At 70.6% G+C, this 12,870-nt stretch carries 12 protein-coding genes; 4 read left to right on the top strand and 8 right to left on the bottom strand.

The features are described from left to right. The first annotated feature begins 295 nt into the window (after window positions 1-295). Window positions 296-1,963: an acyl-CoA synthetase gene (locus tag ACEU5R_RS30775; RefSeq protein ID WP_392413607.1), complete on the top strand. Its 1,668-nt coding sequence runs from the start codon at window positions 296-298 to the stop codon at window positions 1,961-1,963. A 37-nt stretch (window positions 1,964-2,000) separates the two neighbouring features. Further along, the gene (locus tag ACEU5R_RS30770; RefSeq protein ID WP_392413605.1) at window positions 2,001-3,770 is read left to right on the top strand and encodes an acyl-CoA dehydrogenase; all 1,770 of its coding nucleotides are present in this window, start codon (window positions 2,001-2,003) and stop codon (window positions 3,768-3,770) included. 57 nt (window positions 3,771-3,827) lie between these two features. On the opposite strand, the gene ACEU5R_RS30765 is transcribed toward ACEU5R_RS30770, so the two are convergent. After that, a complete protein-coding gene (locus tag ACEU5R_RS30765; RefSeq protein WP_392413604.1) occupies window positions 3,828-5,030 on the bottom strand; it encodes an MFS transporter in 1,203 nt (400 codons plus the stop codon). 185 nt (window positions 5,031-5,215) lie between these two features. Here ACEU5R_RS30765 and ACEU5R_RS30760 point away from each other — a divergent pair, with 185 nt between their 5' ends. Beyond that, the gene (locus ACEU5R_RS30760; RefSeq protein WP_103273873.1) at window positions 5,216-5,668 is read left to right on the top strand and encodes a helix-turn-helix domain-containing protein; all 453 of its coding nucleotides are present in this window, start codon (window positions 5,216-5,218) and stop codon (window positions 5,666-5,668) included. Between the two features lie 37 nt (window positions 5,669-5,705). On the opposite strand, the gene ACEU5R_RS30755 is transcribed toward ACEU5R_RS30760, so the two are convergent. The 4 genes from ACEU5R_RS30755 to ACEU5R_RS30740 all read right to left on the bottom strand — a co-directional run bounded on the left by ACEU5R_RS30755 (window position 5,706) and on the right by ACEU5R_RS30740 (window position 9,389). Then, the gene (locus ACEU5R_RS30755; RefSeq protein WP_392413601.1) at window positions 5,706-6,692 is read right to left on the bottom strand and encodes a pyridoxamine 5'-phosphate oxidase family protein; all 987 of its coding nucleotides are present in this window, start codon (window positions 6,690-6,692) and stop codon (window positions 5,706-5,708) included. A gap of 18 nt (window positions 6,693-6,710) precedes the next feature. After that, window positions 6,711-7,343, bottom strand: a complete 633-nt coding sequence (locus ACEU5R_RS30750) for a glutathione S-transferase family protein (RefSeq protein WP_103273871.1) — start codon at window positions 7,341-7,343, stop codon at window positions 6,711-6,713. Window positions 7,344-7,496: 153 nt separating this feature from the next. Further along, complete coding sequence (locus ACEU5R_RS30745; RefSeq protein WP_392413599.1) at window positions 7,497-8,402, bottom strand: LysR substrate-binding domain-containing protein; 906 nt, start codon at window positions 8,400-8,402, stop codon at window positions 7,497-7,499. Window positions 8,403-8,489: 87 nt separating this feature from the next. Beyond that, on the bottom strand, window positions 8,490-9,389 hold the full coding sequence (locus tag ACEU5R_RS30740; RefSeq protein ID WP_103273869.1) for a LysR substrate-binding domain-containing protein: 900 nt from the start codon (window positions 9,387-9,389) through the stop codon (window positions 8,490-8,492). Window positions 9,390-9,521: 132 nt separating this feature from the next. Between ACEU5R_RS30740 and ACEU5R_RS30735 the strand changes: the two genes are divergently transcribed. Next, on the top strand, window positions 9,522-10,184 hold the full coding sequence (locus tag ACEU5R_RS30735; protein WP_392413597.1) for a flavodoxin family protein: 663 nt from the start codon (window positions 9,522-9,524) through the stop codon (window positions 10,182-10,184). On the opposite strand, the gene ACEU5R_RS30730 is transcribed toward ACEU5R_RS30735, so the two are convergent. The 3 genes from ACEU5R_RS30730 to ACEU5R_RS30720 form a co-directional block, all read right to left on the bottom strand. Continuing rightward, window positions 10,093-11,100 carry an alpha/beta fold hydrolase gene (locus ACEU5R_RS30730; protein ID WP_392413595.1) on the bottom strand — a complete coding sequence of 336 codons (1,008 nt, stop codon included), beginning with the start codon at window positions 11,098-11,100 and terminating at the stop codon, window positions 10,093-10,095. The two genes, ACEU5R_RS30735 and ACEU5R_RS30730, sit on opposite strands and share 92 nt — an antisense overlap. Before the next feature lie 130 nt (window positions 11,101-11,230). Then, window positions 11,231-12,040, bottom strand: coding sequence for an AraC family transcriptional regulator (locus ACEU5R_RS30725; RefSeq protein WP_103273867.1), 810 nt, complete (start codon window positions 12,038-12,040; stop codon window positions 11,231-11,233). A gap of 44 nt (window positions 12,041-12,084) precedes the next feature. After that, the coding region (locus tag ACEU5R_RS30720; RefSeq protein WP_392413592.1) for a proline dehydrogenase family protein at window positions 12,085-12,870 on the bottom strand (786 nt) is incomplete at its 5' end.

The raw sequence follows: 12,870 nt of genomic DNA, 5'->3' as shown, positions 1-12,870 counted from the left end.
GCATGGCGCCCGATTTCCCGCCTGCCCGAAGGGTGAGCCCCCAAATGCACGCCTCTCTGCGTTGCGAATGCTCGCCGTGGCGCAGCCACGGCTGCGCTTCGCGCCTTGATAGTCGCACATTTGGGGGCTCATGCGAGGCCATTTTCAGTGTCAACAGGCCCTGGGGCAAGGCGGATCCTGTGATCGCCGTCAAACGACGACCGCGACCATCCTCCGACAATGCCGACAAACCAGCGCCAGAAAAAGGCGCAACGCTGACAAGCGCGGGCAGCCGCGCCGGAAGGAGACACAAGCAATGAGCAGCATGTACGACCATGGGCTGGGCCGTCGCGACGCCAACTACGAGGCGCTGACGCCGGTGGACTTCATCGCCCGCGCGGCCGAAGTGTACGGCGACCGGCTCGCCGTGGTCCACGGCAAGGTGCGCCGCAACTGGCGCCAGACCTACGAGCGCGCGCAGCGCCTTGCAGGCGCGCTGGCGCAGGCCGGCATCAAGCGCGGCGACACCGTGGCCGTCATGCTGCCCAACATCCCGGCCATGGTCGAGGCGCACTTCGGCGTGCCCATGCTGGGCGCCGTGCTCAACACACTGAACACGCGGCTGGACACGCCCAGCGTGCTGTTCATGCTGGGCCATGGCGAGGCCCGCGCCCTCATCATCGACACCGAGTACGCCGAGCTGGCGCAGCGCGCCCGCGCCGAATTCCCGCACCTGGTCGTGATTTCCGTGCACGACCTGGACGGCGCGCCCGCCGCCCTGCCCGGCGCGACCGACTACGACGCCTTCCTGGCCGCCGCGCCCGCCACGTTCGACTGGCAGCCGCCGGCCGACGAGTGGGACGCCATCGCGCTGAACTACACATCCGGCACCACCGGCGATCCCAAGGGCGTGGTCTATCACTATCGCGGCGCGTATCTGAACGCCGTCAGCAACATCCTTGAATGGGACATGCCCAAGCATCCGGTCTACCTCTGGACGCTGCCGCTGTTCCACTGCAACGGCTGGTGCTTCGCCTGGACCGTGGCCGCGCGCGCCGGCGTCAATGTCTGCCTGCGCAAGTTCGATCCCAAGACCGTGTTCGACCTGATCCGCGCCGAAGGCGTGACGCACTACTGCGGCGCGCCCATCGTGCAGAGCGCGCTGGCCAACGCGCCGGCCGAGCTGCGCGCCGGCATCACGCACACGGTCCGCACCATGGTCGCCGGCGCCGCGCCCGCGCCCGCCGTGATCGCCAAGATGAAGGAAATCGGCTTCGAGCTGACCCACGTCTACGGCCTGACCGAGGTCTACGGCCCGGCCGCCGTCTGCGCCCGCCAGGCATCCTGGGACGCGCTGGAAGACGAAGAGCGCGCCTTGCTCAACGCGCGCCAGGGCGTGCGCTATCACCTGCAGGCCGGCGTGTCGGTGCGCGATCCCGAAACCATGCTCGAAGTCCCGGCCGACGAGCAGACCGTGGGCGAGATCATGTTCCGCGGCAACATCTGCATGAAGGGCTACCTGAAGAACGAGCGCGCCACCGAAGACGCCTTCGCCGGCGGCTGGTTCCACACCGGCGACCTGGGCGTGATGACGCCCGACGGCTACATCCGCATCAAGGACCGCAGCAAGGACATCATCATCTCCGGCGGCGAGAACATCTCCAGCATCGAGGTCGAGGACGCGCTCTACCGCCACCCCTCGGTGGCCGCCGTGGCCGTGGTCGCCATGCCCGATCCCAAGTGGGGCGAGACGCCCTGCGCCTTCGTCGAGCTCAAACCCGGCTGCAGCGCCACCGCCGAGGAAATCATCGCGCACTGCAAGCTGCTGCTGCCCGGCTTCAAGGTGCCGCGCGCGGTGCGCTTCGGCGAGCTGCCCAAGACCTCCACCGGCAAGATCCAGAAATTCGAACTGCGCGCGGCCGTGGGCGCCACCAGCGCCATCGACCTGTCCGGCCCCGCCGCCGATCCCAGCAAGTCCGCCTGATTCCAACGACAACCACATATCCAGGAGTTCCGACGCCATGCCGTACCAAGCCCCCGTCAAAGACATGCTGTTCGTGCTCAACCACCTGGCGGGCCTGCCCGCCGTGGCGGCCCTGCCCGGCTTCGAGGAAGCCACGCCCGACACCGCCCAGGCGGTGCTGGAGGAAGCCGCGCACTTCGCCGGCGAGGTGCTGGCCCCGCTGAACCAGCCCGCCGACCGCGAGCCCGGCGCCTGGCGCGATGGCGCCGTCACCACCGCGCCCGGCTTCAAGCAGGCCTTCCGCCAGTACGCCGAGGCCGGCTGGCAGGGCATGAACCACCCCGCCGAATACGGCGGCCAGGGCCTGCCCGGCCTGCTGGGCGCGGCCACCTCGGAAATGCTGAACGCCGCCAACCTGTCGTTCTCGCTGTGTCCGCTGCTGACCAACGGCGCCATCGAGGCGCTGCTGACCGCCGGCTCGGCCGAGCTGCGCGAGCGCTACATCGGCCCGATGATCTCCGGCAAGTGGACTGGCACCATGAACCTGACCGAGCCGCAGGCCGGCTCGGACCTGGCCCTGCTGCGCTCGCGCGCCGAACCGCAAGGCGACGGCAGCTACCGCATCTCCGGCACCAAGATCTTCATCACCTACGGCGAGCATGATCTGGCCGAGAACATCATCCACCTGGTGCTGGCCCGCCTGCCCGACGCGCCCGAGGGCGTGAAGGGCATCTCGCTGTTCCTGGTGCCGAAGTTCCTGGTCAACGCCGACGGCTCGCTGGGCCAGCGCAACGACGTGCACTGCGTGTCCATCGAGCACAAGCTCGGCATCAAGGCTAGCCCCACCGCCACGCTGCAATTCGGCGACGCCGGCGGCGCCGTGGGCTACCTCATCGGCCAGGAGAACCGTGGCCTGGACGCCATGTTCATCATGATGAACGCCGCGCGCTTCGCCGTCGGCATGCAGGGCGTGGCCGTGTCCGACCGCGCCTACCAGCATGCGCTGGCCTATGCCGCCGAACGCGTGCAGAGCCGTCCGGTGGATGGCTCGTCGCGCGAGGCCGTGACCATCATCCACCACCCGGATGTGCGCCGCATCCTGGGCACCATGCGCGCCGTCACCGAGGCCGGCCGCGCGCTGGCCTACTACACGGCCGGCCACGCCGACCTGGCGCACGCTTCGCCCGACGAGAAGGCCCGCGCGCGCCATCTGGCGGTGCAGGAATACCTGGTGCCCATCGTCAAGGGCTGGTGCACCGAGATGTCGATCGAGGTCACCAGCCTGGGGGTGCAGGTGCACGGCGGCATGGGCTTCATCGAGGAGACCGGCGCCGCGCAGTTCTACCGCGACGCGCGCATCCTGGCCATCTACGAAGGCACCACCGCGATCCAGGCCAACGACCTGGTGGGCCGCAAGACGCTGCGCGACGGCGGCGCCGTGGCGCGCTGGCTGCTGGACCAGGTGCGCCAGACCGAGGATGCGCTGCTGGCCCGCAACGATCCGGCCGCCACCCGCGTGGCCGGCCCGCTCAAGGCGGCCCGCGAGGCGCTGGCCAGCGCCGTGGACTACGTGCTGGCCAACGCGGCCGGCAAGACCAACGCCGTGTTCGCCGCGGCCGTGCCCTACCTGATGCTGGCCGGCACCACGCTGGCCGGCTGGCAGATGGCGCGCGCGCTGCTGGCCAGCCTGGACCTCAAGCAGGAAGATCCCGAGTTCCACGCCGCCAAGATCGCCACGGCGCAGGCTTATGCGCTGCACAAGCTGACCCAGGCGCCGGGGCTGGCCGCCGTGGTGCTCGGCTCGGGCGAGTACGAAGTACAGCCCTGACCGGGACGGACCCAGGCTGGCCGCGATCCACGGGCGGCCAGCCTGATCGCTCCCGCATCAACCCGCGGCGTTCTGGCACTGCCCCTCACGCGGCTTCGCGGCCACGCCGCGCGGCAGCGTCGCCAGCCAGAACAACAGGGCCGCCGCGCTGAAGCCCGCGCCCAGCGCGCATACGCCCGGCCAGCCGGCATGCGCGTACACCGTCGTGGCCGCGATCGCGCCCAGGCCGCTGCCAGCCGCGTAGAACAGCATGTAGGCGCCGACCAGCCGGCTGTGCGCCTGCGCGCCGATGCTGAAGATCATGGCCTGGTTGGTCACGTGCAGCGCCTGCAGCGCCACGTCCAGCAGCAGCACGCCCAGCGCCAGCGCCCACAGGCTCCAGTCCAGCAGCGCCAGCGGGATCCACGACAGGCACAGCAGCACGAGGCCCGCGCCCGTGGTGCGCTGGCCCTGCCCGCCATCGGCCAGCCGGCCGGCGCGCGCCGCCATCAGCACGCCGGCCACGCCCACCAGCCCGAACGCGCCGATGGCGGTGTGGCTCAACGCGTGCGGCGGCGCCGACAGCGGCAGCACCAGCGCGGTCCAGAACACGCTGACGGCGGCGAACATCAGCAGCGCGATCATGCCTCGCACCCGCAGCACCGGCTCGGTCAGCACCAACGCATACATGGAGCGCAGCAAGGCCCCATAGCCCATGCCGGCCGACGGCAGCCGGCGGCGCGGCAGGCCCAGCGCCAGCGCCACGGCCAGCAGCGCGGACAGCGCCGCCGACATCAGATAGACCGCGCGCCAGCCCCACAGATCGGCCAGCGCGCCGGACAAGGTGCGCGCCAGCAGCAGGCCGATCACCACCCCGCCCTGGGCCGCGCCGACCACGCGGCCGCGCTCGCCGGGCGCGGCCAGCGCCGCCGACAGCGCCAGCAGACCCTGCGCCATGGCCGTGCCCAGCAATCCCAGCGCGGCCATGCCCGCCAGCAGCCAGCCGGCCCCCGACGCGCTGGCCACCGCCGCCAGGGCCAGCATCAGCAACACCAGCTGGCCGATCATCAGGCGCCGCCGGTCCAGCAGGTCGCCCAGCGGCACCACCAGCAGCAACGCCACGGCGCAGCCGATCTGCGTGGCGGTCACCACCATGCCCACCGCCGCCTCGTCCAGCCCGAACTCACGGCCCATCGCGTCCAGCAAGGGCTGCGCGTAATACACGTTGGCCACGCTGAGCGCGCAAGCCACGGCCAGCAACAGCACCCGCCAGCCGGGCATGGGACTGGCGCTTTCCGCTTGGGACGGGGCTTGGACTTGGGATCGATCCGGGGATGGCATGGTGGGCCTTTAAGGTTTCATAACGAAACCAGAATGCTATGCCTCATGGTTTTATAATGCAACCACTAAATCCGTCAGCGACGGGCCCAAACCCGGGCCCGCGTTTTCCCGCGAGGATCCGGCACATGGTCAAACGCACCAGTTTCGAAGAAGCCGCCTGCCCGGTGGCCCGCTCGCTAGACGCCATCGGCGACGGGTGGTCGCTGCTGATCGTGCGCGACGCCTTCGACGGACTGCGCCGCTTCGGCGAGTTCCAGAAGAACCTGGGCATGGCCAAGAACATCCTCAGCGACCGCCTGCGCACGCTGACGGCGCACGGCATCCTGGAGGCCGCGCCGGCCTCGGACGGCAGCGCCTACCAGGAATACGTGCTCACCGAGAAAGGACGCGGCCTGTTCCCCGTGATCGTGGGCCTGCGGCAATGGGGCGAGGACCACTACTACGGTCCGCGGGAAGCGCACTCGGAACTGATCGACCGCAAGCGCGGCCAGCCGGTGCGCCGGCTGGAGATCCACGCGCAGGACGGCCGCCGCCTGGAGCCGGACGACACCGTCGTGCGCAAGGTGGCGCAGGGCTGAAGCCGCCCGCCGCCGCGCCGCCCGAACGCGCCGTCCGCTACAACGCCGCCGGCCACTGCCCCGTTGCCAGTGACATGGGCGCGTAGTCGCCGAAACGCCAGCGCAGGGCCAGCGCGCCAGGCCGTCGCACCGCCCGCCGCGCCCGCACGCGCCACAGCCGCTCGGCGCCTTCGAAGCTCGCCACCTCCGGTCCCTCCAGCACCAGCTCCGTGGGGCCGCTGAGCTGCAAGGTATCGCCGCGTTCGAAGTCGATGAACAGCAGGCCCGCGCGCGGATTGGCTGCCAGATTGCCCAGCGTGTTGAAGTAACGGTTGCCGGAGAAGTCAGGGATCGTCAGCACGTCGCCGTCGACCCGCACGAAGCCCGGCCGCCCGCCGCGATGCGATATGTCCACCTGGCGTCCGCCCTCGGGCGTGTCCGCGTAGCTGGCCACGAAGAACGTGTCCGACCGTCGGATCAACGCGGCGGCCGCGGCATCCAGCCCCGCCGATTCCCGCGCGCCGCCGGCGAAGCGCAGGCCGGGCGCGCGCGAAAAATGCCATTCGCGCGTCTGGATGTACTGCGGACAGTTGCCGAAGGACTGTCCCACCGTCACCTCGAAACGCTTGCCGTCCCAGGCCGACACCAGGCCATTGACGCGGTTGCGCCTGCGCGTCTGAAGCTCGATGCCGAGCAAGCCCAGCGCCTTGCCCGGCCCCAGTCCCGCCGCCAGCGGATCATCGGCGTCCGGCATGGCCGCCACGCGCAGCACCCTGGGGTCGGGCGACCAGGCGAAGCCCGGCTCGCCTTCCAGCGCGCCGGCCCAGGGGTCGCCCGCCGGATCCACCGCCCCCGCCAGCAGCAGCGGCAGCTGCGCGTAGAAGTCGCGGTGCTGATCAGGCATGTAGTCGCGCAGCACCTTGGGGCCGATCTGCGCCATGCGCGCGGCCACGCCCACGTGCTCCTGCAGCAGGCGCTCGCCGGCGTGCCAGGGCGAAGCCGGCATCTCGACCGGGGCGGGATCGGGCTGGATTACGGTAGTCATTGACGGAGCCTCGCGCGCTCAGGCGGCCCGCAGGCCGACGTGGGAAAAGACCATGGGCACGAAGCCCGGCAGCGCCTCGACCCGCGCCAGCCAGGCGCGGACGCGTGGATAGTCCTGCAGCGACACGTTGCCCTCGGGCGCCAGCGCCACATAGGCGTAGCAGGCCACGTCGGCGATGGTGGCGGCTTCCCCGGCCAGCCAGTCGCGGCGACCCAGCTCGGCGTCCATCACGGCCAGCAGCGCATGGGTGCGCGCCTGCGCCGCGCCGCCGGGATCGGGCACGCCGAACAGCGTGGCCAGCCGCGCCGCGTTCGGCCCCGAGGCCAGCTGTCCGGCAGCCACCGAGAGCCAGCGCTGCACGGCGGCGGCGCCCAGCGCATCCTCGGGCAACCAGCGGGCCTGGCCCTGGTAGCGCTTGGCCAGATAGACCAGGATCGCGTTGGAATCGGCGATCACCGCGCCCTCGTCCTCCAGCACCGGCACCTGACCGAAGGCGTTCAGCGCCAGGAACGGCGGCTGCTTGTGCTCGCCGCCGCGCAGATCGACATCGACGCGGCGATACGGCAGGCCGAGCAGCGACAGCAGCAGCGTGACGCGGTGCGCATGGCCGGACAAGGGAAAGGAATAAAGCGTGATGGCGGGTTCGGACATGGCCGGCCTCTGGAAACGGGAACAGGCAACCATGTTGAACCCGCGAGGCGCCGGCGGGAATGACCGGCGGCGGCAAGACTGTCTTGCACGGCGTGAAAGAAACGGCGGACGAAACAGGAAATGCGCCGCCGTCGTGGCGGCGCCGGTCGCGCGTCAAGCGGGCAGCAAGGCCAGATCGCGCCGCAATGCCTGGACGCAGAAATCGACGAAGCTGCGCACCTTGGCCGACCCGCGCCGCCCTTCCGGATGCACCACGTGCACCGGCACCGGCGGCAGCTCGTAGTCGCGCAGCACCACGCGCAGCGCGCCGCTGGCCAGGTGCGGCGCCACCTGATAGGACATCACCTGCGTCAGGCCCCAGTCCTGGCGCGCGGCCAGCACCGCCGCCTGGAACGAGGTGACGGTCAGCTGCGAATCCACGTCCACGCGGCGGGGTTGCCCGTCCTGCAGGAAGCGCCATTGCGGCCCCCTGCCCTCCATAGCCGCGGTGATGGTGCAGTAGCGCGTCAGCGCGTCCGGGTCTTGCGGCACGCCGTGACGCTCCAGGAAGGCCGGCGAGGCGCAGACCACGCGCCGCACGTGCCCAACTGGCACCGCCGTCAGCGTCGAATCCGGCAAGGCGCCGATGCGCACCGCCACGTCCACGCCCTCGTCCAGCAGATTGACGACGCGGTCCACCAGCAGCGTGCGCAGCGAGACCTGTGGATGCGCGCGCAGATAGTCCATGACCACCGGCATCACGTGCAGCTCGCCGAACAGCGCCGGCGCGGTCAGGCTGAGCGCGCCGCGCGGCGCGGCCATGACGCCGGCAGCCGCGTCGTCGGCCTGTTCAACCTCTTCCAGGATGCGGCGGCAATCATCCGCGTAGCGTTGGCCGGCCTCGGTCAGCCGAAGGCTGCGCGTGGTGCGCAACAGCAGCAGCACGCCCAGCCGCCGCTCCAGCGCGGCCACGCTGCGCGTGACCGAGGGCGCCGACATCCGCAGCCGGCGCGCGGCGGCCGCGAAGCTCTGCGCCTCGGCCACCGCCAGGAACACGGTCATTTCTTGGAATCGGTTCACGGTCCGCGTTCTCCGGTTGCGGGCGCGGCCCGGATGGCGAGCGGCGCGTAAGCAATGCCCGACATGATAGCCGCGCGCGCGCCCGGCTCAGGCCTCGAATTCGCGCGCCAGCCAGTCCAGAAAGGCGCGCACCGGCGGATGCCGTTCTCGCCCCGGCGCGCACAGCGCGGTATAGGCCGCGCCCGGCACACGGACCTCGGGCCGCAGCGGCGCCAGCGCCCCCAGCCTGACGCTGTCGGACACCATGACCGAGCTGGCCAGCACCAGGCCCTGCCCGGCGATGGCCGCCTGCAGCGCGTAGTGTTCTTCCTCGTAGGCATGGATGGCGGCGGGCTTGCGCCAGCGCGGCAGGCCGGCCGCCTCGCACCATTGCCGCCAGCCCTCGTCATACAGCCGCGAATCGCGCCAGCGCACCGTGACCAGCGCGGGCGCTTCCCGGCCGGCGCGCGCCCCGCCCAGCCTCGCGGCCAGGGCCGGCGCACCGTACACGCCGAAGGACTCGGGCAGCGAGCAGGCCGCCACCAGCGCCGGATAGCGCTTCTGGCTATAGCGGATGGCCACGTCCACGCTGGCGTCCTGCAGCAGGTCCACGGGCCGCGCATTGGCGTCCAGCCGAAGCTGGTATTGCGGGTATGCCTGATGGAAACGCCCCAATCGCGGCACCAGCCACAGCGCGGCGAAGGAATGCGTGGTGGAGACCGTCAACGCGCCCGCATCCGGCGCCGGCCGCAGCGCGTCCAGCGTCTGCGCGATATCCAGCAGCGCGCCATGCACGCCGGCGAACAGGCTGGCGCCCCTCTCGGTCAGGCGCACGCCGCGCGGCACGCGCTCGAACAGCGCGACGCCCACGCGCTGTTCGAGCGCCTTGACCTGGTGCGACACGGCCGTGGGCGTGACCGCCAGCTCCGCCGCCGCGAGCTTGAAGCTGCGCAGCCGCGCGGCCGATTCGAAGGTGCGCAGCGCGGTCACGGGCAGATTGGCGAACATGGCTAAGGCAAACCTTACAGATGATTTTTTCTCATCTTAAAGCAGGATTCCTCATTTGTCCGGCGCCGCCAGAAGACCCTAAATTCCATCCTGAAAACGGCGCCTTCGCCGTTCATGAACAAGGATCACAACATGAATTCAGATCATCAATCCAACCGCCTGCTCATCCTGGTGGGCAGCCCCCGCCGCGACGGCAACAGCGCCGCGCTGGCCGAAGCCGCCCGGCGCGGCGCCGAGACCGCCGGCATCTCGGCCGAACTGCTGTTCCTGGACGACCACATCAAGCATTTCCTGACGGACCTGCGGCATGCGCCGGCGCCGGACGACGGCTACGACGAACTGTTCCTGCGCCACTTCCTGCCGGCGCGCGGCGTGCTGTTCTGCACCCCCATCTACTGGTACGGCATGTCGGCGCAGACCAAGGCGTTCTTCGACCGCTCGTTCAGCCACTACGCAGGCTCGGGCAACGGCCCGGAAGACGTGAAGACCCGCATGCAGGGCAAGCGGCTGGGGCTGGCCGTGGCGTCCGAGGAAACCTATCCGGGCGCGGCGCTGGGCATCGTGCACCAGATCCAGGAATTCGCGCGCTACACGCATTCGGACTTCGTCGGCTTCGTGCATGGCGCCGGCAACAGCCGGGGCGAGATCGCGGCCGATCCGCGCCAGCCGCTGCTCGCCGCACGGACGCTGGGCGCCGAATTCTTCACGCGCAAATACTCGGACTACCGGATAGAGACGCCGCGCAGTCACACCGTATGGGAGTCGCCGGCAGCGGCGCCCACTGCCCGCGCGTGAGCCAGCCCAGCGCGATCGGCCATAGCGTGTCGCGGAAGCGCTCGTGGAAGAAGGCGAAATGGCCGATCGACGCCAGGCCCATCGACGCCGGCGAAAGCCGCAGATGGGTGCGGGCGCTGCCGCTGTAATAGGCCAGCAGCCGGTCGATGGCGGCCTCGGTGCCGAACTCGTCGTCCGTCACGCTCAGCGCCAGGATCGGCGCCGTCACCGCCGCCATGGTGGCCACGCGCGGATCCGTGCCGTCGGCCGGCGCGCCGCGCGCCTCGAAGCGCGGCCCCATGAAACTCCAGTCGCGCACCACGCCGCGCGGCGTGTCCTCCAGCCAGCCCAGCCGCCGGCCGGGAAAGTAGCCCAGGCAGGCGGTCAGGACCGGCATGGCCAGGTGCCATTTGGCCAGCATGCGCAGCCGGCGTTCCGGCGCGTAGTCGCGCCAGTAGGCGTACTGCGCCCCCATGGTGAAGATGCGCCGCAGGCGATGGCTGGACGGCGCCAGCCCGGTCACGAAGCCGCCGATACTGTGCGCGGCCACGTCCACCGGCTGGCCGGGAAACTCGCGCCGGGCATAGGTCAGCACCGCCTCGAAATCCTTCTGGCCCCAGTCCATCCAGGACGCCTGGAAGCCGCGCATCGACGCCGGCCGCGATTCGCCGATGCCGCGATAGTCGTAGGTCAGCACGTCGAAGCCGTGGCCGTGCAGGTATTCGGCGAAGCGCGAGTAATAGCGGCAGCGCACCGAGGTCGCGGCGTTGATGATGACCAGGCCCGGTCCGGCGTCCCTGCCGCAGCCATGGCCACCGCGCGCGGCGCCGGCGGGTTGCGCCACGCCGTCCCGCGCGCGCGGCGGATGGCGCCAGAGGAAACCGCCCAGCGCGGTCGCGTCGGCGGTCGGTATCGTGATGCGTTGCGGCTGGCTCATGGCATTCCTCAATATCAATCGAAAAAACAGGCATGCGCACATGCAGATTCATTAGATATTGGGAAAATTCTCCTCTCAAGCGATTAATGGTTGTCCATTACATGACTTTCAGGAATGCCATATCGGCCTTTCAGGGCAGCCGGACGGCAGCCGAGGCCTTGCGGAACACGCCCGGCGTGCTGCCGTAGACCTGCTTGAACACCCGCGTCATATGCGCCTGATCGGCGAAGCCCACGGCATGCGCGGCGTCGGCCAGCGGCAGGCCGCCGCGCAGCAGTTCGCGCGCCCGCGCCACGCGCCAGTTGCGCAACCAGGCCTGCGGCGGCAGGCCGTAGCGGCGCGCGAACTGCTTGACCAGCGTGGTGCGGTGGCGGGCCTGCGCCCGGGCCAGCGCCTCCAGGTCCGGCGCGCAGGCCGGATCCTGCGCCATGCGCGCGCGCAGCTGGTCGCAGACATCCTCATCCTCGGACGCCATCGGCCCGGCGGCGCGCGCGTGCCCGCGCAGCAGCGCGAACAGCGCGGCCGAGATGCGCTCGGCCCGGCCCGCTTCGTCCATGTCTTGCGGCGCCAGCGCCGCCAGCCATTGCGCGCACAGCGCGGGATCGCGGATCACCGGACCGTCGAACGCCGCCGCCGCGCCCAGCAGCGCGCGCGCGTGGTCATCGAGCCAGGAAGGCTCCACGTAGAGCATGCGATAACCCAGTGGCGTCTCGGACGTGCCGCCGGTATGCACGTCGCCCGGCGCGATCACGACCAGATCGCCGGCCTGAGCCAGATGCGGTGCATCGCGCACGGTGAAGGCGCAGGCGCCATAGTCGATCGCGCCGATCGACCAGGCGTCATGGAAATGAGGCCCATAGCGATAGGCGCGCAGGTCGGTGATGAGCACGTCGCCGGGCAGGCCGGCGCCGCAATGCCAGATATGTTGGGAAACCGCCATCGATACAAGAACCGGATCCGGCCGTGTCGGCCGGGGCCGGTTTCCTAGCCCTGACCCGCCGCGTATCCATCCGAATTCAGGGATCGCGCCAACAGCCATGCGTTGCGGGGATGCTCCCCCACCCGGCGGATGGCATACGGCCACCAGTCGGCGCCGAACGGGAGATACACCCGCAGGTTATAGCCCATCGCGCGCAGGGCCAGCTGCCAGTCGGTGCGCACGCCGTACAGCATCTCGAACTCGAACTCGTCGGGCGCCCAGCCACGTTCGCGCGCCAGGGCCATGAGCGCGCCGGCCAGCCGATCGTCATGGGTGCCGAACACCGGCAGGAAGCCCGCCGCGCGCGCCTGCGGCGACAGCATGATCGCGGCCGCCTCCAGATAGGCCGCGTCGATGCGCGCGCGGCCGCGATGGTCCAGCGCGCGCACCGGGAAGGCCCCCTTGACCAGGCGCAGCGAGGTGCGCTGGCGCACCGCCCACTCCAGGTCCGGCAAGGTGCGCAGGCGCCGCGCCTGTAGCGTCAGGCCCGCCGGCAAGCCGTCGTCCAGCAGTTCCCGATGCAGCGCGCAGGTACGCTCGCGGATGCCGTCGTCCTCCATGTCCAGCACCACCCAGTCGCGCCCCCCGCCGGCGGCCCGCCGCGCCGCCGACGCGATGCGCCGCGCATTGTCGCGGCCCAGCGCGTCGCTGTGCGCGTAGCCGATGGCGGTGGGATCGATCGACACATGCACGTCCAGGCCCGCCGCCTCCAGCGCGCGGCAGGCGGCGACGGTCTGCTCGACGGTCTGTTCGATGATGGCGGGGTCGGCGACGTATTCGCCCAGGTAGAA

Origin of the sequence: Achromobacter sp. 413638 (assembly GCF_043119405.1) — a bacterium.
Taxonomy (GTDB): domain Bacteria; phylum Pseudomonadota; class Gammaproteobacteria; order Burkholderiales; family Burkholderiaceae_B; genus Achromobacter.
This window is presented reverse-complemented; position numbering and strand designations above follow the sequence as displayed.

Coding starts and splice junctions, on each gene's coding strand:
- ACEU5R_RS30775 (WP_392413607.1), top strand. CDS start 296: ATGAGCAGCATGTACGACCATGGGCTGGGCCGTCGCGACGCCAACTAC.
- ACEU5R_RS30750 (WP_103273871.1), bottom strand. CDS start 7,343: ATGTCCGAACCCGCCATCACGCTTTATTCCTTTCCCTTGTCCGGCCAT.
- ACEU5R_RS30760 (WP_103273873.1), top strand. CDS start 5,216: ATGGTCAAACGCACCAGTTTCGAAGAAGCCGCCTGCCCGGTGGCCCGC.
- ACEU5R_RS30765 (WP_392413604.1), bottom strand. CDS start 5,030: ATGCCCGGCTGGCGGGTGCTGTTGCTGGCCGTGGCTTGCGCGCTCAGC.
- ACEU5R_RS30725 (WP_103273867.1), bottom strand. CDS start 12,040: ATGGCGGTTTCCCAACATATCTGGCATTGCGGCGCCGGCCTGCCCGGC.
- ACEU5R_RS30755 (WP_392413601.1), bottom strand. CDS start 6,692: ATGACTACCGTAATCCAGCCCGATCCCGCCCCGGTCGAGATGCCGGCT.
- ACEU5R_RS30740 (WP_103273869.1), bottom strand. CDS start 9,389: ATGTTCGCCAATCTGCCCGTGACCGCGCTGCGCACCTTCGAATCGGCC.
- ACEU5R_RS30730 (WP_392413595.1), bottom strand. CDS start 11,100: ATGAGCCAGCCGCAACGCATCACGATACCGACCGCCGACGCGACCGCG.
- ACEU5R_RS30770 (WP_392413605.1), top strand. CDS start 2,001: ATGCCGTACCAAGCCCCCGTCAAAGACATGCTGTTCGTGCTCAACCAC.
- ACEU5R_RS30735 (WP_392413597.1), top strand. CDS start 9,522: ATGAATTCAGATCATCAATCCAACCGCCTGCTCATCCTGGTGGGCAGC.